Genomic DNA, 21,946 nt, shown 5'->3' on the forward strand with positions numbered 1-21,946 from the left:
GTGTTTACAACGTAGTTGTATCGCAAGAGGACAGTGTTCAAACCGTGAGAGTGGTGAAGAGATAATATATTCTTTAAAATAAATAGAAAAGACCTTCGAGTAATCGAGGGTTTTTTTTTGGTAACAGTTAAATTTTTTTCAGTAATTTTAACAACATAAGTAAAAATAATATTATGCTATGGTATGCTCTATATACAAAGTCAAGACAAGAAAAAAAAGTTGTTGCGCGTTTACTTCAACTCAACATAGAAGTATATTGTCCTATGATATTTCAAGAACGGCAATGGTCTGATAGAAAAAAAAAAGTTGAAGTACCATTATTATCGTCTTATGTTTTTGTAAAACTGGAATCAAAAGATAGAGAACAAGTCTTTCAAGTTTCGGGTGTGGTACGCTATCTTTATTGGCTTGGACAGCCAGCAATTATTAAGGAAACAGAAATTGAATTAATGCAGAAATGGCTTAAAGATAAAGTGGTTTCTTTCGAAGTTGTTGGCATTCAACCTGGCAGTTTATACGAAATTCCATCTGGACCCTTTATTGGACAAAAAGGGATTGTTGATAAAGTTGATAAAAGTCAAATAACATTAGTATTAGAACAATTGGGAGTTAAAATTATTTTACGACAGTAATTTTTTTAGTTTTACTCGTTATTTAAACTTTATTTTGAGTAGTTTAAATCTTAAAATTTTTTATATATTATCTTAAAATTTAGTTTAATTTAACATTTTTTAAAATTTATGAGTACATTTGTTACTCGGAATTTTTAATTGATGCTTGAAAATTTAATAACCTCAAAAACACGATTGCGTCTCCTTGTTAAGTTTTTTATAAACGTAGCAAATGAAGGCTATCTTCGTGGTTTAGCATCCGAGATGCAAGAGTCTACCAATGCCATCCGAAAAGAACTTAACAACCTTACTGAAGCAGGTTATTTGATACGAAATGAATCAAATCAAAAAATAACTTACAAGGCTAATCAGCACAATCCTTTTTTTATTTTGTTACAACAAATTGTACGCAAGTACATTGGTTTAGATACTATTATCGAAATGGTTTTGGAAAGAATGGGTGCGGTTCATCGTGTTTTTATTGTAGGAGATTATATGAAAGGTATTGATAGTGGCAGAATAGAAGTGGTATTGGAAGGGAATAATTTAAACGAAGAATATATTAAACAGTTATCTAGTAAAATCGAAATTGAGATACAAAAGAAAGTAGTTTTTTATCTCACCAAGCATCACGATAATTCGGGATTATTAGTTTTTGAACAAGAATTAATAAATACCTTGAATACTTTATAAAGTCAATCTTGGCTTTAATAATTTTTACTTTGTTAGTTTGCTTCTGTGACTGACAGAGCGAAGCTGTGTAAAAAAGCACTGTTTTTTGATACTATAGAAAATGAAAAAACCACAACTCATTCAACTTCCTAAAATACATGATTTACGTGGTAATTTAACGTTTATACAACACCCTAATCACCTACCTTTTCAGATTAAAAGAGTGTTTTGGATTTACGATGTACCAGGAGGAGAAACACGAGGCGGACATGCCTATAAAACACAACATGAAGTAATTATTTCTTTAAGCGGAAGCTTTGATGTAGTAATCACTTTTCCTGACGGGACATTGCAACGTTTTACGCTCAACAGAAGTTACTTTGCACTATATATTCCTGAGTTACACTGGCGACATATGGAAAATTTTTCGACAAATTCTGTTTCATTGCATTTATGTAATGATGAATTTCAAGAAGGAGATTATTTAAGAGAACTTGAAGATTATTTACAAAAATAGTAGTTATGATTGCAACTTCTGTTTACGAGTGTATGCTATTAACATTGCCAAAAAACCATCAACTAAACGGTAATTTGACTTCAATTACCAATAGCGTAGAAGTTCCTTTTGATATTAAGAGAATTTATTATTTATATGACGTTCCAGGAGGAAATAGCCGTGGTGGGCATGCCCACAAAGATTTGTACCAAATAATGATTGCCTTAAGCGGAAGTTTTAAAGTAACTGTTGATGATGGGAATATTAAACAAAGCTTTGATTTATTTCAACCCTATCAAGGTTTGTTGATTCCGCCTGGTTTATGGCGAGATTTAGATCATTTTTCAAGTGGTTCGATTTGTATGGTTTTAGCTTCTGAAATATTTGATGAAAACGATTATTTTAGAGACTATAAAGAATTCAAATTATGGAAATCCTCGAAGTAACTCCTGAATTTTTTGACGCTAGCTTTCCTAAACCCAATCATATTTTTAATTCGGGTGCGTTTAGCAAATTAAATTCAGCTAGGTTTGAAAAAGTATATTATTTAATTTTTCGAGATACTAAAATACGATTAGGAATTATTTTTGGTTTGCAAAATCAAGTACTTTTGAGTCCTTTTTCGGCTACTTTTGGTGGCTTTGAATTTGTTAATTGTGATATAAAATTGTATCAAATAGACGCTACTCTAGAATCACTATTTAATTGGGCTTCAACAAATGGATTTATCGGAATTAAAATAATTCAACCACCTTTTTTTTATAACGAAGATTTTTCAGCAAAGGTTACAAATTGTATCTATCGTGCTGGTTTTGACACACAAAATATTGAATTAAATTATCATTTTCAAACAGCCAATCTCAATATTGATTATGAGCAAAAAATTTGGTACAATGCCAAGAAAAATTTAAAAAAAGCAACTGCTTTTGGATTACTTTTCGAAAAATTAGAGTCCAATCAAGGTAAATTAGCCTATGATGTGATTGTTCAAAATAGAAATGAACGAGGCTTTCCGTTAAGGCTAACTTGGGAACAACTTCTTGTAACTGCTACTGTAATTCCGATGGATTTTTTTCTAATAAAAACAACTACCCAAACTATTGCAGCTGCCATAGTTTACAATATCGCACCTTCTATAGTTCGTATAATTTATTGGGGAGATTTGCCTCAATTTTCAGAATATAAAACAATGAATTTTTTGTCATTCAATATTTTTAACTATTACAAAAATCAAGGCATAGAAACTATAGATATTGGTCATTCTACAGTTTATTCTGTTCCTAATAACGGTTTGTGCGAATTTAAAGAAAGCATAGGATGTTCTATTTCTTTATTGTATGAATTTTACAAAAAGATAGTATAATGTTTATCATTAATCCTGACCTATTTTTGGTACCCTCGTACAGAATTAGCCCTTTTACTAGCAGTCATATTGCCATAAATAATGAATTGCCGAATGATAATTTCGCAGTTGGTTATTTTGATAAAAAATTTGGCGAAGGAAATTGGAATTACACCTTTAACGGAAGAGAAGCTATAGAATTGGCACTTCAATACTATAATTTGAATAAAAATGATTTAGTTACTATTGTAACCACTTCAGAAAATTTTTATATAAGTTCGTGTGTTACTAAATCTATTGAGAAATATTGCCGCTGGAACAGAGAATTACTTCCTGAAACAAAAATTATTTTTGTTAACCATGAATTCGGGTTTCCGTACCTTGAAATTGAAAAATTACTAACAACAGGCATACCCATTATTGAAGATTGTTGCACAACTTTCTTTAGCCAAGATGAAAAACAAAATGTTGGGCACTATGGAAATTTTTCGGTATATAGTTTTCCGAAATTTTTCCCTCTACAAATAGGCGGATTATTGGTTTCCAATACCAAAAAAAAGACTACCCCAAGCACGTTATTAGACAAAAACCAAAAGCAATATATTCAAAATGTAATATCAAATGATTTAAAAAATGAATCAAATTTATTATACAAAAGAAATCAAAATTTCGACTATTTGCTTGAGCAGTTTTTGAAATTAGGTTTTACACCAAGGTTTCAAACAAATCAAAATATTTTTCCATCAGCATTGCTTTTAAACAACAATTCTATAATTAATGATTTAAACAAATTAAAAACTTTCTTGATACAAAATGGTATACAAAGTAGCATCTTTTATGGTGAAGATGCCTTTTTTATCCCATGTCATCAAAATTTATCGATTAATGATTTAGATTATTTCACTGAAGTTTTAAAGGCAATAATTAATTAAAATAAAAATGAGCGTAACACAAAATTATCATCAAGATTATAATGAACTTCCCTTTGAAGATGTTTTAAGAAAATATCGTTATCGCTATTTAGTTAATCAATTTTCAATTTTTGAAGCCAAGAACATATTAGAAATTGGCTGCGGATACAATCCAATTTTTGAGCATTACACTGATTTTCAAAAAATGACCATAGTAGAATTAGATACTCATTTTTACGAATCGGCAATCCAAAAAGTAAACGGCAATCCAAAAATTAAAATTATTAACAAGCCCATTCAAGATGCTATCGAAGAATTAGACTCAAACTTTGACGTCATTTTAATTTCTGGATTTTTGCATGAAATTGACAATCCCAGTGAAATTTTAACGTTAATTAAAAAAATTTGTAATCAGAACACTAAAGTGATTTCTTTTGTTCCCAATGCCAAGTCTTTTCATCGAGTTTTGGCTTTTGAGGCTGGAATTATCGGTGAGATTTATGACTTTTCTGCTAATGATAAAAAATTTGGAAGACGATTGGTTTGGGATATGAATTCTTTTTCGGAATTATTTAAAAATAATGGTTATGAGGTCCCACAAATTGAGAGCTATTTTATAAAACCATTTGCCCATTCGCAAATGAAAAAACTAATAGATGATGGTATTTTTACGCCATCTATTTTAGATGGTTTTGATAAAATGATTCAATACATGCCCGATATGGGTTGTGAAATAGCAATAGTATCCAAAAGTTTATAAAAAATACAATGATTAAATTTTTAGACCTTCAAAAAATAAATGCCCAACACGCTACAGAACTCAAAAGAGTTGCTTCAGAAGTCATTGATTCGGGTTGGTTTTTAATGGGAGAAAGATTAAATAGTTTCGAAAAAAAGTTAGCAAATTACATTGGGTCTGTTAATGCCATTGGAGTTGCCAATGGTTTAGATGCGTTGCGACTTATATTGAAAGCGTACATTGATATGGGTTTTATGACAGAAGGGGACGAAGTTATCGTTCCTGCGAATACATACATCGCTTCGGTTTTAGCAATTACAGATAACAGATTGAAACCCGTTTTGGTTGAACCAAAAAATGATAGTTTTAATTTGGATACGGCTTTAATAGAAAGTCAAATCACATCAAAAACTAAAGCCATTATGGTTGTTCATCTATATGGTCAAGTTTGCTGGGATGATAAATTGGTTGATTTAGCGAAAAAATATAATTTGAAAATTATTGAAGATAACGCACAAGCTATAGGTGCCAATTGGAATGGAAAAATGACAGGCAATCTTGGGGATGCTGCTGGATTTAGCTTCTATCCAGGAAAAAATCTCGGAGCATTGGGAGATGCGGGTGCAGTGACTACCAACGATGACGCTTTAGCAAACCATATTCGTGCTTTAGGAAATTATGGTAGTAAAAAAAAATATATCAACGAATTTCAGGGATTAAATAGTAGATTGGACGAAATTCAGGCTGCTTTTTTAGAAGTCAAATTGAATTACATTGATACCGAAAATCAGCATAGGAGAACTATAGCGGCAATGTATCTCAATGAAATTAATAATTCAAAAATTCAACTTCCTGTTCCTTCCAATCGTGATTTGAAGTGTGAAGAAAATCAGGAACACGTTTGGCATTTATTTGTCATCCGATGTCAAGAAAGAGATAAACTGCAAGAATATATAACAAACAACGGAGTGCAAACTTTAATTCATTATCCTATTCCACCCAATAAACAATTGGCATTTAAAGAGCTGAATCATTTGGATTATCCAATAACCAATTCTATTCATGAGCAAGTGTTGAGCTTGCCAATTAGCCCTGTTATGACACAAGCCGATGTTATAAAAATTATTGAAATTCTTAACAATTTTTAATAGATAAGTTACAATAGTGGAATTAAAAACTACTAATTACAAATCAATTTTTAAGGCAACTTCCATTTTTGGTGGTGTTCAGGTGTTCAATATTTTTGTTACCCTTATCAGAAGCAAAGCATTGGCAATACTAATTGGTACAGCCGGAATGGGTTTAAATGGCTTGTTTATGTCAAGCCTAAATTTAATAAAAACCATTTCATCCCTTGGAATTTCTGAAAGTGCTGTTAAAGATATTTCTAAAGCATATTCCTCTGGTGATAAAGTTACTATGGATAAAACATTTACCGTTTTTAAACGCTGGATTTGGATCACGGCAGCTTTAGGCATTGTTTTAACGATTGCCTTTTCACCACTTTTAAGCAAATTTGCATTTGGTTCTACAAACCATACTAGTTCCTATATTTTACTTTCTATAACCTTTCTTTTTGGGGCTTTGTCGGGAGGAATTTATACTTTTTTAAGAGGTACACGACAAATAGGCTATTTGGCTCAAGCAAATATTATAGGTGCTGTAACAGGTTTAATCGTTGCGTTACCCATTTTTTATTGTTACGGAATTCAAGGCGTTGTGCCAGCCATAATAGTTACAGCATTTGGTAATTTTCTGGTTTCCTTATACTTTAGAAACAAAGTAAAATTCAATAAAGTCGCTATCAATTGGACTGAAACAATCACCCTTGGAATGCCAATGGTTAAACTGGGTTTGAGTTTAACATTTGTTAATTTGATGACTACAGCTATAGCATTTATTTTAAATGCTTTTATATCAAAAACGGGTACTTTATCTGATCTTGGAATTTATAATGCTGGTCAAGCTATCGTTGAAGGTTATGTAGGAATGGTGTTTACAGCCATGGCAACCGACTATTTTCCGAGACTTGCTGGAGTTATTGATACTGAATTTAAGTGGAAAGAATTGGTTAATCAGCAAGCTGAATTAGTAATCATTATTTTGAGTGTCGTACTCATTTTATTAATTTTTACAGCACCCTTGTTAATTAGAATATTATTAAGTAAAGAATTTTTAGTTGCTAAAGATTTTATTTTCTGGTCAGTACTAGCCATTCCCATGAAAGGATTAGTTTGGGTAACTAGTTTTGTTATTTTAGCAAAAGGTGACAATAAACTTTTTATAATAGTTGAAGTCATAACAAATGTAATACTGCTTATTTTCAATATATTATTTTATAAATATTATGGTATAAATGGATTGGGAATATCAATGCTAGTAAGTTATTTTATTTTTATGGTAATCATAATTGCAGTTTTAAAATCAAAATATTCTTTTCAATTTTCAAAAGAAGTTATATCTCTTTCATTGGTATCACTAGCGTCGTTGTCGATGTGCTTAATTTGCATCAAATTATTGGGCTATCCCAATGCGTATTACGCCGAATCAATTATTGTTTTGCTAACCATAATTTTTAGTTTGAATGAATTAAATAAAAGAGTAAATCTTAAAGGAATTATACTTTACATTAAAGACAAGCTTAAAAGATAAATATGAAGATATATGCTATAATTCCGGCTCGCTCTGGTTCAATAGGTGTAAAAAATAAAAATATCCGATTATTAAATGGGCAACCCCTCATGTCTTATGCTATTCAATTTGCAAAAGCCTTAAACATTGACAGAGTTTTTTGCTCTACAGATTCTCAAGAGTATGCTGAAATTGCAGAACAATTTGGAGCCGAAGTGCCTTTTTTACGTTCGCAACATGCCGCATCTTCGACAGCAATGGAACAAGATATTTTGATTGATTTGTATCAAAAATTTGAAAAACACGCTATTCCGCAACCAGATATTTTAGTATGGTTACGACCAACATTTGTTTTCAGAAGTATTGAGCACGTACAAAAATGTATTGAACAATTGGTTAATAATTCATCATTGTCTTCTTCGAGAACTGTTTGCGAAAGTGAAGGCAGATTGTATAAAGTTGAAAGTGGTGTTTTAGTGCCTTCCTTTAATGACTTTGGAAAATCGATGCTGCGAAGACAGGATTTTGGCGATAGATACAAAGTTTTTAGCACCGATGTTTTTAGAGCCGCTACAAAAAACACTACTGATAATTTTCTGGGAAGGAAAGTAGGAGCCGTGATAACCAATAAATTATGCGGTTTGGATATCGATGATGAATTTGATTTCCAAATGGTAGAAAATATTTTAAAATACAATAGAGCCATCATAGATGAATATATTGACACCTCTTATTTCGGAAATTAAAGCCAATTTAGAAATGGTGCTAACGCTTCGAAATACAAAAAAAAAGAAAGCAGACGATAGTTATGTTTCTGAAGGAGATATGTTGTTAGACAGCATCTGCAGTAATTACATCAACAAAACCTATTCTTCGGTTCAAATAATTACCGAGGAATCGTATTCGTCAGGTGATGTTAATCTCGCGGCTTACGATTATACTGCTGTTGTTGACCCAATAGATGGCACTGAAAATTTTGTTTCTGGGTTGATGGAATGGGGAATTGGCGTGTGCATTTATAAAGGAACACTATTTCACGAGGCATTAATTGCCTTACCCGAACTAAATCACTATTTGTTGAGTGATGCGTTGGTTTTTGAAAAATTTGATTCTAGAATTTACGGAATTTCCTCATCGCTTTCTAAACAAGATTTACTGAATTTAGAAGAGGGATTTGAATACAGAATAATAGGTTGCTGCATGTATAATATGTTTTGCGTACTAACAGGAAGATATAAAATGTTTCAAAATCCTAAAGGCGCGCGTAGTTGGGATATTCTGCCAGGATTGAACATGGCAAATAAACTAGGACTTGACGTTAAAGTAAATAATAAAAAATATAATGGAGAATTTTTACAACCCGCTGAAAAGTATCGTTTCAAAATTTCCAACTGATTTTAAAAATATCGTAATTGTTGGAAAGGGTGAAAGCATAAAGCAAATCAATAAAGAGGTGCTTTCTAATGCTCTTATTATCAACATAAACGATTCGGAGTTATTGATAAACGGTTATTTTACAATATTTTATGCGGATCGAGTTTTAGAAACATTCAAAAAAAATGGTTTTAAAAATGAGGTTTACATTTCCAATCAAAAATTAACGGAAATTCTACCTAAAGACACCGAATTTATTCATGCCAATTATAATCCGTTGACCAATGAAGGTGTTGAACATATAGCGGCTCTTTTTGAAAAGAATAGTTTTGAACTAATCGATTTTTTATTGCTATCAGCGATAAAACTGGCTTGGTTGATTAATCAGATTTCTGAAAAAAACTTGCCAATATATTTAATAGGTTTTGACTTTGACATAGAAAAAACAGAAAAGATAGATTCTAATGAGCATGATGCTCTATACCGAGAAATACTTTTCAAAACCCAGAAATCGCAGTACGTTTTCATTCAGCAATACTTAAAAGACAAATTAGGATTGCAGTTGCGACATGTTGGTAATGCTAATTTTAGTAGTGTTTCTGTTTCTGAATTCAACCAATTTAGAGAACAAGATGCAATTGTAGGTACTAAATCTAAATTTGAAAATGCAATAGAGTATCAAAAGTTGCTAAAAAAAATAGCTACAGAAAATTATACCATAATAGTTGCCGAATTGACAAACAATCACATTGGTGATGCACATCGTTTAAGAAAAATGATTAAGTTGGCAAAAAATGCAGGTGCCGATATGATCAAAATTCAGAAACGAGATGTCGAAACTTTTTACACGGAAGACGAATTAGTTACAGAATATATTTCACCTTTTGGCAACAAATTAAAACATTACAGAGACGGTGTTGAACTTAATGACGCTTTGATGAACATATTAGTTACTGAATGTGAACAAAACGAAATAGTCTGGTTTTCATCAGTGTTAGATTATCCGTCATTGTTATTTATTGAAAAGTTTAACCCGCCGTTGATTAAATTACCCTCTACGATTTCGAACCACCGAATTTTTCTTAAAAAAGCTATTGATGAATTCAAAGGTGATTTGGTAATTTCTACCGGTTTTACTAACAGAGAATATGAGAAATTTGTTTTAGAAAACTTTTTCAACGACAGAAACTTGTTTTTATTGCAATGCACTTCAAGTTATCCTACTCCGCCAGAAGCTTGTCAAATAGCTGTGGTAAGACATTATGAAAATTTAGATTTACCCAATTTATTTCCTGGTTACAGTAGTCACGATATTGGGAGTTTGGGCAGTATGATGGCTGTGGCGGCTGGAGCTAAAATGATAGAAAAACATGTTAAATTAGGCGATTTAGATTGGATACATTTTGATGGAGTTGCCCTTGATTTAGCCAGCAATCAGTTTGAAAATTTTGTAAAAGATATCAGAAAAGCATCCATAATGTGTGGTACAAAACAAAAGAGAATTCACATACAAGAACATCATAAATATATTCCTAACGAAAAACATTTTTAAATATTTATGTTGGTATCAGTTCCAATAACCACTTATAATTCGTCCGATTTTATATTGGAAACTCTTGAAAGTATTTATAATCAAAATTATAATGATTTAGAACTAATTATATCAGATGATTTCTCTAGAGATGGCACTATTGAAAAAGTGGATCAATGGATAAAATTGGAGCGCGTCAAAACTAGATTTGCCCGAATTGAATTTATAAAAGTAACTCAAAATACTGGGGTTTCTGCTAACTGTAATAGATGTATCAATTCAAGTCATTCTGAATGGATTATGATGGTTGCTGGTGATGATATTTTGTTGCCAAATTGTATTGAAGAAAACATGAAATTTGTTGCCAAAAATCAGGAAGCCAAAATTATATTTAGCCAAGTAAGAGTTTACAAAGATACGTTTGAAGAAAAGAATTTTTTAAAAACAATTCCACATCAATATCCAAATAATTTAATGCACCACTCTTTTAGCGCTCACGATCAATATAAGATATTGTTGCTTTCTGACAGAATCTCTTATACACCGTCTTTTTTTTTAAATAAGAAAGCCATTCTAAACGTTGGTGGTTATGATGAAACAAATAGGTTAGTAGAGGATTATCCAATGTGGTTAAAACTAACAGGATCTGGCGAAAAATTATATTATTTTCACAAAGAAACCGTTGGATACAGAATGCATTCTAATGCTACAAATAATAATGGACAAGACGTTTTGGTAAAATCATCTTTAGTCAATAATTACCAAATCCGAAAAAAATATGCGCATCCACATTTGTCAAAACTTTTAGTTCTTGATGAATATTGGGTTTATACTACAGCACTACTTTTCAAAAAGCTAGGAATTGTCAAGAAGACAAAATTCAATCAAACTCTTTATAAATTGACGAGCGTATATCTAAATCCGTTTTTTTACGGCAAATCTATCTATAATAAAATTAATTAAATTATTAGCCTGTATAATCAAAAATGATAAACGTTACCAAAACTTTTTTTCCACCTCTAGAGGAATATCAACAATATTTAGAACGTATTTGGAAAAATCAATGGTTGACCAATAGAGGAGAATTGCTATTAGAATTAGAAGAAAAAATTAAAAAATATCTAACGGTTCCCAATGTCATCATTATGACCAATGGAACTATTCCTATACAAATTGCGTTAAAAATAGTAGGAAGCCAAGGCGAAATTATTACTACGCCTTTTAGTTATGTAGCCACGACATCATCCATAGTTTGGGAAAACTGTAAACCTATTTTTGTTGACATTCATCCCGAATATTTGACTATTGATGAATCAAAAATTGAAGCAGCTATAACGCCTAAAACTACAGCAATTTTAGCAACACACGTTTTCGGTAACCCTTGTCATGTTGAGGCAATCGAAGACATTGCAAAAAAACATAATTTAAAAGTTATTTACGATGCAGCGCATTGCTTTGGAGTAAAGTATTATGGAAAATCCATATTCGATTTTGGGGATGTGAGCACATGCAGTTTTCATGCCACCAAGTTATTTCATACTGGCGAAGGCGGAGCGCTTTTTTGTAAAGATGCTGCTTTAAACCATAAAATGTATTACAGCCACAATTTTGGACACAACGGACCGTTGGCGTTTCATGGTTTAGGAATTAACGGAAAAACATCCGAATTGCAAGCAGCCATGGGATTAGCTGTTTTACCCTACATGAATCAAATTATCGAAAGCAGAAAATCATCTGTTGATTTTTATAACATTAATCTCAATTTCGGAATAATCAAAACTATCAAAATAAGAGAAAATACCACCTGGAATTATAGTTATTATCCTGTTTTATTTCAGTCAGAAGCACAATTATTAACGGTTCAAAAAGCTTTGAACGCTGCGGAAATTTTTCCAAGACGTTATTTTTATCCGTCTCTAAATACAATTGATTTTGTTAAAGGAACCACAATGCCAATTTCTGAAGATGTTGCTTCACGAGTGCTTTGTTTACCTCTTTATGCAGGACTTACTAAAGATGAATTACAAAAAACAACCACTATAATTAACACCAATCTATGTTAATTATAGGCGCAAAAGGATTTGCAAAAGAAGTTTTAGAAGTTTTGCATCAGCAAAATCAAATAGCAAACCTTGCATTCTTTGATGATGTCAATCAGGATGCACCAGATAAATTGTTTGGTGTATTTCCTGTTTTAAAATCTGTAGCTGAAGCCTCTAACTATTTTGAAACAGTTGATAAGCACTTCACTATTGGCATAGGAAATCCGGTTTTAAGAAAAAATTTAAGCGATAAATTTATTGCTCTCGGTGGAATTTTTACAGCAACCATCAGTAATACTGCATTTTTAGGTTCATACGATGTAATTATTGGCGATGGAACAAATATTTTAGCAAATGCAATCCTTTCAAACGACACAAAAATTGGAACGGGATGCATATTATATTATAATGTCATCATAACACACGATTGTATCATCGAAGATTTTGTAGAAATTTCGCCAGCTGCCATTGTATTAGGACGATGTAAAATTGGTTCTTTCACTCAAATTGGGGCCAACGCTACCATATTACCAGATGTAAAAATTGGTAGCAATGTCATAGTTGGCGCAGGTGCTGTAGTTACCCGCAATGTCCCTGATAATAGTTTAGTAGTTGGAGTTCCAGCCCAAATTATAAAAAAAATACCTGCACTTGAATTTTAACTTTTATTTTTCTTTTTATGGAAAAGACAAAAAAAATTAGCATTATAATTCCGGCTTACAAGGTCGATGGCTACATTGAAAAATGTATCAGAAGTTTAGAGAATCAAGATTTGCCAAAAGAGGATTATGAAATAATAGTAACCAATGATGGTTCGCCAGATCGTTGTCAGGAAATTGTGGAAGTACTTCAACGAGAATTTCCCAACATTATTTTAATTAATCAAGAAAATCAGGGAGTTTCAATGGCACGAAATAATGCTATAGCCATCGCTAAAGGTGATTATATTTTACCAATTGATCCTGATGATTATGCGGTGCCTAATGTCTTGCATGCGGTGTATCAAAATGCCAGCTCACGAAATTTAGACGTATTGTATTTAGCTTACGAAATTTTTGATGCAAAAGGGAATTCAGTTTGGGAAACTCGATATGAAGATAAAACAAACGAAATTTTCGATGGTTTTAACGGATATTTTGCTCCTCGTGGAGTTAAAATTAAAGACCCCGATCGAAGTTGGGCAATCTTATATCGCAGAGAAATACTGCAACAATACAAAGTTACATATCCTAAAAATGTTCCATTTTTAGAAGACGGTTTATTTCTAGGGAAAGTATTTACGGTTGCTAATCGTGTTGGTTTTATGACTGACAAATTTTATCAACGAACTACTCGTTTAGGGTCCGCAACCAATTCTAGGCTATTGTTTTCAAAAGAAGCGCTCAATGGTTTTTTACTAGCTGTAAATGATTTGCGTTCTTTTTCTAAAACAATTCCAAATGATGAAAATCAAAAAAGATTAATCAATCATGTTACGGCTAAATTTGTGTTCTTGCCTCTAACTGTTTGTTTACAGTCAAAAAACTTTGGAAATTTCCTAAAAATTGTAAGATCATTAAAAAAACAAGGTTTAAGAAAAATTGATTTAGATGGTTGCGCCGAAATTTATTTAAGATACGGTAAAGCATATAATAAATCAATAGTTCACTTTGTTTGTTTGTACTACAGATTAATATTTAATATAAAATATAACAGATAAATGACTGTCAAAATAGAAAAATTTTATCAATTACTTCATCAAGAATTGTCATCCGCGCTTGGGGACTATGTATATAAAGGTATAAATGTTGTCCCGTTGAAAATACAATTTTATCTAAATACCATAATTAATAGTGCAGTATTTATTCATGAAATAGAAAAGCTTTGCTCCGATAAAGCTATGGAAGAACTAGTTGAAGTATACTATGAAGCCTTTTTTATAAAAAAGAGTATTTATAAAAAAACTACGTTAGTTACCAATGATATTTTTAGATATACGTATCATCAATTATTTCATAAAACTAAAAAAACTGATGCAGATTTTTTTATTTTTATTACCAATAAAAAATTCTTTTCATACACAAAACCTATAAAAGATGCATTAGAACAAGAGGGTAAAAAAGTAGCCTTTATAATTTGGGATTTGTATGATTTAGACAAAAATAAAAGAGAAAATATTCATTTGCCATTAACCAATTTTCCATCTTTTTGGAAGAAAGATTATTTACTACATTATGATTTTGTGACTTTGATAGACAGAGCCAATGGATTTTTACCACTACTGAAAAACAAAAAAGTTATTATTATAGAAGGTGATGTCGAGTCGCAACACGTTTTAGGAAAGTTAGGAAAAATAAATAAGTTTAAAACCTACTGCTTACAGTGGGGATTTTTAGGTAAAACTGTCAGTAAATCGGGCTGGAGAGATGTTCCTTTTGATAAATTTTTAGTTTGGGGTGATTTTTTCGCAGAAAATTTTAGAAAATATAATCCTGAACTTCAAATTGTTTCGTGCGGTCATCCAACATTGTTAGGGAGTAATACTACAGAAAAAAGCAAAGTAATTTTGTTTGCCGTTCAAAAGGAATTTGAGGATCATATTTCTACGGATGAGGTTTTTAACTTTATTCACTTTGCCGCAAAAACAGCAGCACAAATGCCCGATTATAAAGTCATAGTCAGAAGTCATCCCGATTTTGAAATTCCAGATACTATAAAAAATGAATATTTATCGAACGAAAATATAGTTTGGCATGATTATAAAAATTTTAGTCTGAATCAAAGTTTTGAAGAAGCCAAATATTGTGTAAGCATTTCATCTACAGTAAGTTTAGAGTCTATAGCGTATGGCTGCTTTCCTGTGTATCTAAAAATAAATGATTTACCCCTGCAAATTCATCAACTGCTTTCAGAAAATTCAGCATTTAATCACGTATTCGACTTTGAAAATTTTGTGGTTGGGGTACAGCATTTAGAGACTAAAAATTTGAAAACGTATTTAGCAAACTTTAAAAAAATACTTTATTCAAATCTTGGTTCAGCTGCGGTAAACTCGATTGTTTGTGAAATAAATGAGTAGAAAAACTAAAACTTACTAATGAAAGATTTTTCAAAAATCAAGAAAAATTTAAAGTGTGATTTTTCTAATTTAAAAAAAATTAAAGTCGCAGTTCTGGGCGATTCTGCAACGCAGTTTTTAGTCCAAGCTTTACGAGGAACAGGGTATGATTACCATTTGAATTTAGAAATTTGGGAGGCCGATTTTAGTCAAATTGAACGGCAAATATTGGATTCTTCCTCTGACTTATACAAATCAAACCCTGAAATAATTATTATTTTTCAATCAGCACACAAACTTCTTGGAAAATATAATAAACTAAAACCCGACTATTATAATACGTTAGCTTTTACTGAAATTGAAAATCAGAAACGATTATGTGAATCGATTTCAAGTAATTCGTCAGCAAAAATTATTTGTTATAATTACACCGAAATAGATGATGCTGTTTTTGGAAATTTTGCTTCAAAACTGGAACAATCTTTCTTATTCCAACTTCGAAAGTTGAATTATGAAATGATGGTTTTTGCTTCTAAAAATCCAAATTTATTTTTGTGTGATTTGGCAACCGTTCAAAATCAAATTGGTAAATCAGCATTTTTTCAAAGCTCGGTTTACATCAATTCAGAAATGGTTTTGAGCATTGATGCGCTGCCACTAGTTGCAGCTAAAACCGTTGATATTATTGCAACACTTGATGGAAAATTCAACAAATGCGTAATTTTAGATTTAGACAACACCACTTGGGGAGGCATTATTGGCGATGATGGCATAGAGAACATTCAAATAGGAAGTTTAGGAATCGGAAAAGCATTTTCTGAATTTCAGCATTGGATAAAAAAATTAAAAAACAGAGGAATTATTGTTGCTGTTTGCAGTAAAAATACCGAATCGGTTGCGAAAGAACCTTTTGAAAAGCACCCTGATATGGTGTTACGTTTGGAGGATATTTCAGTTTTTATTGCCAACTGGGAAAATAAAGCCGACAACATTAGACAAATTCAAAGCATCTTGAATATTGGTTTCGATTCGATGGTGTTTTTGGATGACAATCCCTTTGAGCGCAACATTGTCCGTGAAAACATTCCCCAAATTACGGTTCCAGAACTGCCTGAAGATCCGTCGGAATATTTAGAATATTTATATTCTTTAAATCTTTTTGAAACGGTTTCGTTTTCAGCTGAAGATGGAGATCGAACAAAAATGTATCAAATCGAAGCAAAAAGAGCGACTGTTCATCAAAAGTTTACCAATGAAGGGGATTTTCTCAAAAGCCTTGATATGATTTCTGTCGTAGAAACTTTTAATACCTTTAATAAACCTAGAGTTGCCCAACTTTCGCAACGATCGAATCAATTTAATTTGCGCACCGTGCGTTATACCGATGCCGATATTGAAATGCTTTCAGTTTCTTCGGATTATTTTACTTTTGCGTTTACACTCCAAGATAAATTTGGTGACAACGGATTGATAAGTGTAATTATTTTGAAAAAAGAAGATGATAATACCGCTTTTATTGAAACTTGGCTTATGAGTTGCAGGGTTTTAAAACGAACTATGGCAAACTTTGTCTTAAATACTATAGTTGATTTCTGCAAACAAAATGGATTTGAAGTTTTGAAAGGTGAATACATCCCGAGTGCTAAAAACGAAATGGTAAAAGACCATTATTTGAATTTAGGATTTGATAAAAAAAATACGTTTTGGGAACTAGATATACATAAATACAATACTAAAAATACATTTATAAATAAAAAATAACAGCATGGAAAGTAACGTAATGCTTAAAGAAATCAACGAAATATTTATTGACGTTCTTGATAACGAATGTATAATTTTAGACGAATCAACACAAGCATCAGATGTTGACGATTGGGATTCTTTGAACCACATTCAACTTGTGGTAGCCATTGAAAAACACTTTAAAATTCGATTTTCAGCAAAAGAAATTCAGAGTTGGAATAACGTTGGCGAAATGATGAACTGCATTCAAGCTAAAGTAGCATGATTCTCCAAGTAGGTAGTGTTTTTACTGAAGATTTTATAATTTCGAATGAAATTTATACTGGATTTATTCAGCTTTTTAAGGATAAAAATCCGTTGCATACTGATGAACAGTTTGCTATTACAAAAGGATTTAAAGGGAAAGTAATGCACGGAAATATTTTGAACGGGTTTTTATCGTATTTCATTGGAGAACTTATGCCAACAAAGGACGTAATCATACATTCGCAGGAAATTCAATTCAAAAATGCTGTTTATTTAAATGATTCATTACAGTTTGAGGCTGAAATAATCGGATTTTATGAGTCGGTAAAAGCAGTAGAATTCAAATTTCACTTTAGAAACAAGGATAAAAAAGTAGTTGCAAAAGGTAAAATTCAAATCGGAATTATATAATGAATATATTAATCACCGGAGGAGCATCAGGATTAGGTGAAGCGATTACACGAAAACTTGCGCAAGAAGCAACGAATCAAATCTATTTTTCATACAACAGTTCTACTGCGAATGCGCTTGCTTTAGAAAAAGAATTTGCCAACACAATTGCCATAAAATGTAATTTTAAGAATTTGGATGAAGTGACACTTTTACAAAGTAAAATTGCAGAAATCGATTTAGATGTTTTGATCAACAATGCGTATTCGGGCGAACCCATAAAAACTTATTTTCATAAAATAGCAATAGATGATTTTGCTACAGATTTTTCAAATAATATTATTCCAACTGTTTTACTAACTCAAGCGGCAATTTCTTGTTTCAGAAAGAAAAAAAATGGAAAAATAATTACTATATTAACATCATTTTTGCAAAATACACCCCCACTTGGGTCAGTAGTTTATGTAGCTGGCAAAGCGTATTTATCATCATTGGTAAAAACATGGGCCACAGAAAACAGTAAGTTTAACATCACTTCAAATTCAGTTTCGCCGTCTTTTATGGAATCTGGTTTAACCAAAGATGTTGATGAGAGAGTCATTGAACAAATGATTGAAAGTCATCCGTTAAAAAAATTACTTACTCCAAACGAAGTTGCAGAGGCAATCTCTTTTTTATGCAGCGCAACTTCGCAAATAAACGGAGTAGATTTAGTAATAAACGCTGGAACAAATATCAAATAAATGGTTTTTAATTCGATTTCATTTTTGCTGTTTTTCATAATTTTCTTTCTGATTTATTGGTTTGGATTTGGTAAAAATGTGAAATTTCAAAATATTTTCATCCTTGTTGGAAGTTATTTTTTTTATGCTTGGGCTGATTGGCGATTTTTATTTTTTCTGATAGGAGTTTCTGCGCTGAACTATTTTCTGGGGATTTACATAGAAAAATCTGAAAATCAAAAAGTAAAAAAAACTTTAGTTTACCTAGGATTAATTCAAGGAATTGGCGGTCTGATTTACTTTAAATATTTCAATTTTTTTATTAGTTCTATTAATGACTTCTTTGGAATGTTTCATTCTTATTTTAGTATACAAACATTGAATATTATCATCCCGCTTGGAATAAGTTTTTTTACTTTTAGAACATTAAGCTATATTTTAGATATTGAAAAAGGAAAAATAAAAGCCACCACAGATTGGATTGTTTTCTTTAATTATGTAGCTTTTTTTCCTTCATTACTTTCCGGACCAATCGATAAAGCGAGAACATTTATTCCGCAACTTGAAAAATCAAGAAGTTTCGATTTTGATTCCGCATCGGATGGATTGAAGCAAATTTTGTGGGGATTGTTCAAGAAATTGGTAATCGCCAATAATTGCGCAACTATTGTTAATCCAATTTTTAATAATTATCAAAATTTACCATCCAGCTCTTTATGGATTGGAATGGTTTTATATTCTGTCCAAGTTTATGCTGATTTTTCCGGATATTCCGATATGGCCATTGGTGTTTCTAAATTATTAGGATTTCAAGTTTCTAAAAATTTTGATTTTCCATTTTTCGCTCAAAGTATTCCTGAATATTGGCGAAAATGGCATATTTCATTAACTTCATGGCTGACAGAATATGTTTTCACGCCGTTAAGCATCCAGTTTAGAGATTATGATAAATTAGGATTAATTATAGCTATTGTAATCAATTTTGTAATTTGTGGAATATGGCATGGCGCCAATTGGACTTATGTTTTATTTGGCTTATTTCACGGATTATTTTTTATTCCATCCATTCTAAACGGAACTATGAATAAAAAGAAAAAAATTATTAAAGCTAGTATTTTTTCTACCTTAAAACAACTTTTTAATATATTAGGTACGCTCATCCCAGTCATGTTTACATTTGTGCTTTTTAAATCTGATACGGTAAGTAAAGCTTTTGGATATTACGGAAAGATGTTTACAAAATCGTTGTTTTCAGTGCCAACTGCTTTGCCATTTTATATCGTTTTGATGGTAATTTTCTTTTTTGCTATTGAGTGGTTCGGAAAAAACAATGATTACGCAATAAAACGAATTTTTTCATATTCAATCCTAGTACGAAGCATGTTTTATTTCTTTTTAATTACAGCTATTTTTATATTTTCTGCCAAAGAACAACAATTTATTTATTTCCAATTCTAAATGAAAAAGTTTTTCATCTACTTACTCGTTTTTGGTCTGTTGTTTTTTGTATTTGATAAAATATTTTTGTTTTTCATAAATATTTCACCAAGTAAAGAAGTGGATAAAAGACTAGAATTAGTGCTTACAGGAAAAATTAATAAAGACGTTATTATTTTAGGTTCCTCAAAAAGTTCTAGAGACATCATTGCAAGCCAACTTGAAAAAGAAATACATCATTCTGTATACAATTTATCCTATCCTGGTTCTAATATAGAGTTTCATGAGTTTTTATTGAGAGCATTGACCACTTTTAATAAATCGCCGAAAATGGTCATTCTAACTGTTGATAATCCCATTGAATTTTTACCCGATTCTCTGATAAATTTTCGTTTAGATAGATTGTATCCGCTGGTAAAATACGATTATGTAAGTGAAGAATTAGTTGATAGAAACGAAAAGAATGCACTACTTTCCAAGTTATTTGTTTTACACAGAATGACAAAAGCTAATTTTGATATAAGACAAAAAAAATTCACGGCATTAGACTCACTTCTTTACGATGGTTCTATGCCAATAAGTTTTCAGAAAACTAATGAAGATTGGAATAAAACAGTTAACAATGTCAGTTATCCAATAAAGAATGAAACAAAGGTTAAACAGGACTGTTTTTATAAGATTATAGCAATTTGCAAACAAAAAAATATTAAATTATTTTTGATTTCTCCTCCCATGTACAAAGGTGTCAACCCTGAATTTAAGAAAAGAATGATTGAATTGACTGGCACCAACGCCAATTTTTATGAATATAACACAACCAATCCTACTTACAAAGACAAGAGATATTATTTCGATTTAAATCATTTAAATAAAAATGGAGCTTTTATTTTTACTACTGAAATCGCTACTTATTTAAAAAGTTTCAATAAATAATGAGTTCAAAAAAAATACTGATTGTGACAAACGGTTTCTATCCCGAAATATCACCACGTTCGTTTAGAGCAACTGAACTTGCCAAAGAGTTTGTTCGGCAAGGGCATCAAGTTTCGGTGTGTACTCATTTTCGTGAAGGATTGAAAACTTTTGCTCTTGAGCACAATTTTAGAGTGATAGATTTAGGCAAATTGTCTTGGCCAAGACCAATAGTTAAAGGCAGTGGTGTGGCACTATTATTTAGGAGAGTTGTCGCTAGGTTTTCAACGTTATTGTTCGAATACCCTATGATTCAGTTAATTCCCTTGATTAACAAAGCACTTAAATCCGAAAAAGACTATAATTTACTGCTTTCGGTAGCGGTTCCATATCCAATACATTGGGGTGTTGCGAGAATTTGGAATAAGAAAAAACGCCTTGCAAATACATGGATAGCAGATTGCGGGGATCCATATATGGGACAAGAAAACGATACTTTCAAACCGCCATTTTATTTTGGTTTTGTAGAAAAATGGTTTTGCAAAAAGGTTGATTTTATTACAGTTCCAACAACAAATGCTATTTCTGGATATTATCCTGAATTTCATCAGAAAATTAAAGTTATTCCTCAAGGTTTTAAATTTGAGGATATTACCTTGTATAAAGGTCCATTGCAACAGGACAAAATAGTTTTTGGTTACGCAGGGATGTTTATCCCAGGAAGACGCGATCCTTCAGAGTTTTTAAATTTTTTGAACACTTTGGAGGAGAGTTTTAAATTTGAATTTCACATTTACACTACAACCCCGCAGTTTGTTTCACCATTTATAGCTGCTAGTAGAGGAAGAATTATTATAAAACCAATAGTTTTGAGAGAAAAATTACTTTTTGAATTATCAAAAATGCATTTTGTGGTTAACTTTGAAAATGTAGGATTCAAACAAACTCCTAGTAAATTAATAGATTATCTCATCATCGGTAAACCGGTAATGAGTGTTGCGTTTGGTAATTTGCAACCTAATATCTTTTATGATTTTTTTAAAGGAAATTATGAGCAAAAAATGATATTGCCCGAAAAAAATAATTACCGAATTGAGAAAGTTGCTTCAC

24 protein-coding genes are annotated in these 21,946 nt (G+C 31.4%); all 24 read left to right on the forward strand.

The window, feature by feature from the left end; all coding sequences use genetic code 11:
• Positions 1-173: 173 nt before the first annotated feature.
• On the forward strand, positions 174-632 hold the full coding sequence (locus tag Q0Q96_RS05555; RefSeq protein WP_293872243.1) for a UpxY family transcription antiterminator: 459 nt from the start codon (positions 174-176) through the stop codon (positions 630-632).
• Between the two features lie 141 nt (positions 633-773).
• Positions 774-1,304, forward strand: coding sequence for an ArsR family transcriptional regulator (locus tag Q0Q96_RS05560; RefSeq protein WP_293872244.1), 531 nt, complete (start codon positions 774-776; stop codon positions 1,302-1,304).
• A 100-nt stretch (positions 1,305-1,404) separates the two neighbouring features.
• Positions 1,405-1,800 carry an FdtA/QdtA family cupin domain-containing protein gene (locus Q0Q96_RS05565; RefSeq protein ID WP_293872245.1) on the forward strand — a complete coding sequence of 132 codons (396 nt, stop codon included), beginning with the start codon at positions 1,405-1,407 and terminating at the stop codon, positions 1,798-1,800.
• A gap of 5 nt (positions 1,801-1,805) precedes the next feature.
• A complete protein-coding gene (locus Q0Q96_RS05570) occupies positions 1,806-2,225 on the forward strand; it encodes an FdtA/QdtA family cupin domain-containing protein (protein ID WP_293872246.1) in 420 nt (139 codons plus the stop codon).
• Positions 2,207-3,142 (forward strand): hypothetical protein, encoded by a 936-nt coding sequence (locus Q0Q96_RS05575; protein WP_293872247.1) that lies wholly within the window; start codon positions 2,207-2,209, stop codon positions 3,140-3,142. Before Q0Q96_RS05570 ends, Q0Q96_RS05575 begins: the two co-directional genes overlap by 19 nt.
• Positions 3,142-4,053: a DegT/DnrJ/EryC1/StrS family aminotransferase gene (locus Q0Q96_RS05580; protein ID WP_293872248.1), complete on the forward strand. Its 912-nt coding sequence runs from the start codon at positions 3,142-3,144 to the stop codon at positions 4,051-4,053. The genes Q0Q96_RS05575 and Q0Q96_RS05580 overlap by 1 nt, the downstream gene beginning before the upstream one ends.
• 7 nt (positions 4,054-4,060) lie before the next feature.
• Positions 4,061-4,792 (forward strand): methyltransferase domain-containing protein, encoded by a 732-nt coding sequence (locus Q0Q96_RS05585; RefSeq protein WP_293872249.1) that lies wholly within the window; start codon positions 4,061-4,063, stop codon positions 4,790-4,792.
• Positions 4,793-4,800: 8 nt separating this feature from the next.
• A complete protein-coding gene (locus Q0Q96_RS05590; protein ID WP_293872250.1) occupies positions 4,801-5,919 on the forward strand; it encodes a DegT/DnrJ/EryC1/StrS family aminotransferase in 1,119 nt (372 codons plus the stop codon).
• Positions 5,920-5,935: 16 nt separating this feature from the next.
• Entirely contained in the window at positions 5,936-7,423 is a 1,488-nt protein-coding gene (locus tag Q0Q96_RS05595; RefSeq protein WP_293872251.1) for an oligosaccharide flippase family protein, read from the forward strand.
• A gap of 2 nt (positions 7,424-7,425) precedes the next feature.
• The gene (locus tag Q0Q96_RS05600) at positions 7,426-8,148 is read left to right on the forward strand and encodes an acylneuraminate cytidylyltransferase family protein (protein ID WP_293872252.1); all 723 of its coding nucleotides are present in this window, start codon (positions 7,426-7,428) and stop codon (positions 8,146-8,148) included.
• Entirely contained in the window at positions 8,114-8,797 is a 684-nt protein-coding gene (locus tag Q0Q96_RS05605) for an inositol monophosphatase family protein (protein ID WP_293872253.1), read from the forward strand. The genes Q0Q96_RS05600 and Q0Q96_RS05605 overlap by 35 nt, the downstream gene beginning before the upstream one ends.
• Entirely contained in the window at positions 8,745-10,328 is a 1,584-nt protein-coding gene (locus tag Q0Q96_RS05610; protein ID WP_293872254.1) for an N-acetylneuraminate synthase family protein, read from the forward strand. The genes Q0Q96_RS05605 and Q0Q96_RS05610 overlap by 53 nt, the downstream gene beginning before the upstream one ends.
• A gap of 6 nt (positions 10,329-10,334) precedes the next feature.
• Positions 10,335-11,270 (forward strand): glycosyltransferase family 2 protein, encoded by a 936-nt coding sequence (locus Q0Q96_RS05615; RefSeq protein ID WP_293872255.1) that lies wholly within the window; start codon positions 10,335-10,337, stop codon positions 11,268-11,270.
• A 23-nt stretch (positions 11,271-11,293) separates the two neighbouring features.
• On the forward strand, positions 11,294-12,370 hold the full coding sequence (locus Q0Q96_RS05620; protein ID WP_293872256.1) for a DegT/DnrJ/EryC1/StrS family aminotransferase: 1,077 nt from the start codon (positions 11,294-11,296) through the stop codon (positions 12,368-12,370).
• Positions 12,364-13,011 (forward strand): acetyltransferase, encoded by a 648-nt coding sequence (locus Q0Q96_RS05625; RefSeq protein WP_293872257.1) that lies wholly within the window; start codon positions 12,364-12,366, stop codon positions 13,009-13,011. Before Q0Q96_RS05620 ends, Q0Q96_RS05625 begins: the two co-directional genes overlap by 7 nt.
• Positions 13,012-13,028: 17 nt before the next feature.
• Positions 13,029-14,048, forward strand: coding sequence for a glycosyltransferase family 2 protein (locus Q0Q96_RS05630; RefSeq protein WP_293872258.1), 1,020 nt, complete (start codon positions 13,029-13,031; stop codon positions 14,046-14,048).
• Entirely contained in the window at positions 14,049-15,407 is a 1,359-nt protein-coding gene (locus Q0Q96_RS05635; RefSeq protein ID WP_293872259.1) for a hypothetical protein, read from the forward strand. It abuts the gene before it with no gap.
• A gap of 18 nt (positions 15,408-15,425) precedes the next feature.
• Positions 15,426-17,147, forward strand: a complete 1,722-nt coding sequence (locus tag Q0Q96_RS05640; protein WP_293872260.1) for an HAD-IIIC family phosphatase — start codon at positions 15,426-15,428, stop codon at positions 17,145-17,147.
• Between the two features lie 4 nt (positions 17,148-17,151).
• Positions 17,152-17,394, forward strand: a complete 243-nt coding sequence (locus tag Q0Q96_RS05645; protein ID WP_293872261.1) for an acyl carrier protein — start codon at positions 17,152-17,154, stop codon at positions 17,392-17,394.
• Positions 17,391-17,786, forward strand: coding sequence for a MaoC/PaaZ C-terminal domain-containing protein (locus tag Q0Q96_RS05650; protein ID WP_293872262.1), 396 nt, complete (start codon positions 17,391-17,393; stop codon positions 17,784-17,786). Before Q0Q96_RS05645 ends, Q0Q96_RS05650 begins: the two co-directional genes overlap by 4 nt.
• Entirely contained in the window at positions 17,786-18,508 is a 723-nt protein-coding gene (locus Q0Q96_RS05655; RefSeq protein WP_293872263.1) for an SDR family oxidoreductase, read from the forward strand. Before Q0Q96_RS05650 ends, Q0Q96_RS05655 begins: the two co-directional genes overlap by 1 nt.
• Before the next feature lie 78 nt (positions 18,509-18,586).
• Positions 18,587-19,945: an MBOAT family O-acyltransferase gene (locus Q0Q96_RS05660; RefSeq protein WP_293872264.1), complete on the forward strand. Its 1,359-nt coding sequence runs from the start codon at positions 18,587-18,589 to the stop codon at positions 19,943-19,945.
• Positions 19,946-20,857: a hypothetical protein gene (locus Q0Q96_RS05665; RefSeq protein ID WP_293872265.1), complete on the forward strand. Its 912-nt coding sequence runs from the start codon at positions 19,946-19,948 to the stop codon at positions 20,855-20,857.
• Positions 20,857-21,946 (forward strand): hypothetical protein (locus Q0Q96_RS05670; protein WP_293872266.1); only part of this gene is annotated, 1,090 nt, incomplete at its 3' end. The genes Q0Q96_RS05665 and Q0Q96_RS05670, both read left to right, overlap by 1 nt.

The sequence above is a fragment of the Flavobacterium sp. genome (assembly GCF_025352015.1).
Classification (GTDB): domain Bacteria; phylum Bacteroidota; class Bacteroidia; order Flavobacteriales; family Flavobacteriaceae; genus Flavobacterium.

Excerpts from the sequence above, each read along its gene's own strand:
- Q0Q96_RS05555 (WP_293872243.1), top strand. The coding sequence starts at position 174 with ATGCTATGGTATGCTCTATATACAAAGTCAAGACAAGAAAAAAAAGTT.
- Q0Q96_RS05560 (WP_293872244.1), top strand. The coding sequence starts at position 774 with ATGCTTGAAAATTTAATAACCTCAAAAACACGATTGCGTCTCCTTGTT.
- Q0Q96_RS05565 (WP_293872245.1), top strand. The coding sequence starts at position 1,405 with ATGAAAAAACCACAACTCATTCAACTTCCTAAAATACATGATTTACGT.
- Q0Q96_RS05570 (WP_293872246.1), top strand. The coding sequence starts at position 1,806 with ATGATTGCAACTTCTGTTTACGAGTGTATGCTATTAACATTGCCAAAA.
- Q0Q96_RS05575 (WP_293872247.1), top strand. The coding sequence starts at position 2,207 with ATGGAAATCCTCGAAGTAACTCCTGAATTTTTTGACGCTAGCTTTCCT.
- Q0Q96_RS05580 (WP_293872248.1), top strand. The coding sequence starts at position 3,142 with ATGTTTATCATTAATCCTGACCTATTTTTGGTACCCTCGTACAGAATT.
- Q0Q96_RS05585 (WP_293872249.1), top strand. The coding sequence starts at position 4,061 with ATGAGCGTAACACAAAATTATCATCAAGATTATAATGAACTTCCCTTT.
- Q0Q96_RS05590 (WP_293872250.1), top strand. The coding sequence starts at position 4,801 with ATGATTAAATTTTTAGACCTTCAAAAAATAAATGCCCAACACGCTACA.
- Q0Q96_RS05600 (WP_293872252.1), top strand. The coding sequence starts at position 7,426 with ATGAAGATATATGCTATAATTCCGGCTCGCTCTGGTTCAATAGGTGTA.
- Q0Q96_RS05605 (WP_293872253.1), top strand. The coding sequence starts at position 8,114 with ATGAATATATTGACACCTCTTATTTCGGAAATTAAAGCCAATTTAGAA.
- Q0Q96_RS05610 (WP_293872254.1), top strand. The coding sequence starts at position 8,745 with ATGGAGAATTTTTACAACCCGCTGAAAAGTATCGTTTCAAAATTTCCA.
- Q0Q96_RS05615 (WP_293872255.1), top strand. The coding sequence starts at position 10,335 with ATGTTGGTATCAGTTCCAATAACCACTTATAATTCGTCCGATTTTATA.
- Q0Q96_RS05620 (WP_293872256.1), top strand. The coding sequence starts at position 11,294 with ATGATAAACGTTACCAAAACTTTTTTTCCACCTCTAGAGGAATATCAA.
- Q0Q96_RS05625 (WP_293872257.1), top strand. The coding sequence starts at position 12,364 with ATGTTAATTATAGGCGCAAAAGGATTTGCAAAAGAAGTTTTAGAAGTT.
- Q0Q96_RS05630 (WP_293872258.1), top strand. The coding sequence starts at position 13,029 with ATGGAAAAGACAAAAAAAATTAGCATTATAATTCCGGCTTACAAGGTC.
- Q0Q96_RS05635 (WP_293872259.1), top strand. The coding sequence starts at position 14,049 with ATGACTGTCAAAATAGAAAAATTTTATCAATTACTTCATCAAGAATTG.
- Q0Q96_RS05640 (WP_293872260.1), top strand. The coding sequence starts at position 15,426 with ATGAAAGATTTTTCAAAAATCAAGAAAAATTTAAAGTGTGATTTTTCT.
- Q0Q96_RS05645 (WP_293872261.1), top strand. The coding sequence starts at position 17,152 with ATGGAAAGTAACGTAATGCTTAAAGAAATCAACGAAATATTTATTGAC.
- Q0Q96_RS05650 (WP_293872262.1), top strand. The coding sequence starts at position 17,391 with ATGATTCTCCAAGTAGGTAGTGTTTTTACTGAAGATTTTATAATTTCG.
- Q0Q96_RS05655 (WP_293872263.1), top strand. The coding sequence starts at position 17,786 with ATGAATATATTAATCACCGGAGGAGCATCAGGATTAGGTGAAGCGATT.
- Q0Q96_RS05665 (WP_293872265.1), top strand. The coding sequence starts at position 19,946 with ATGAAAAAGTTTTTCATCTACTTACTCGTTTTTGGTCTGTTGTTTTTT.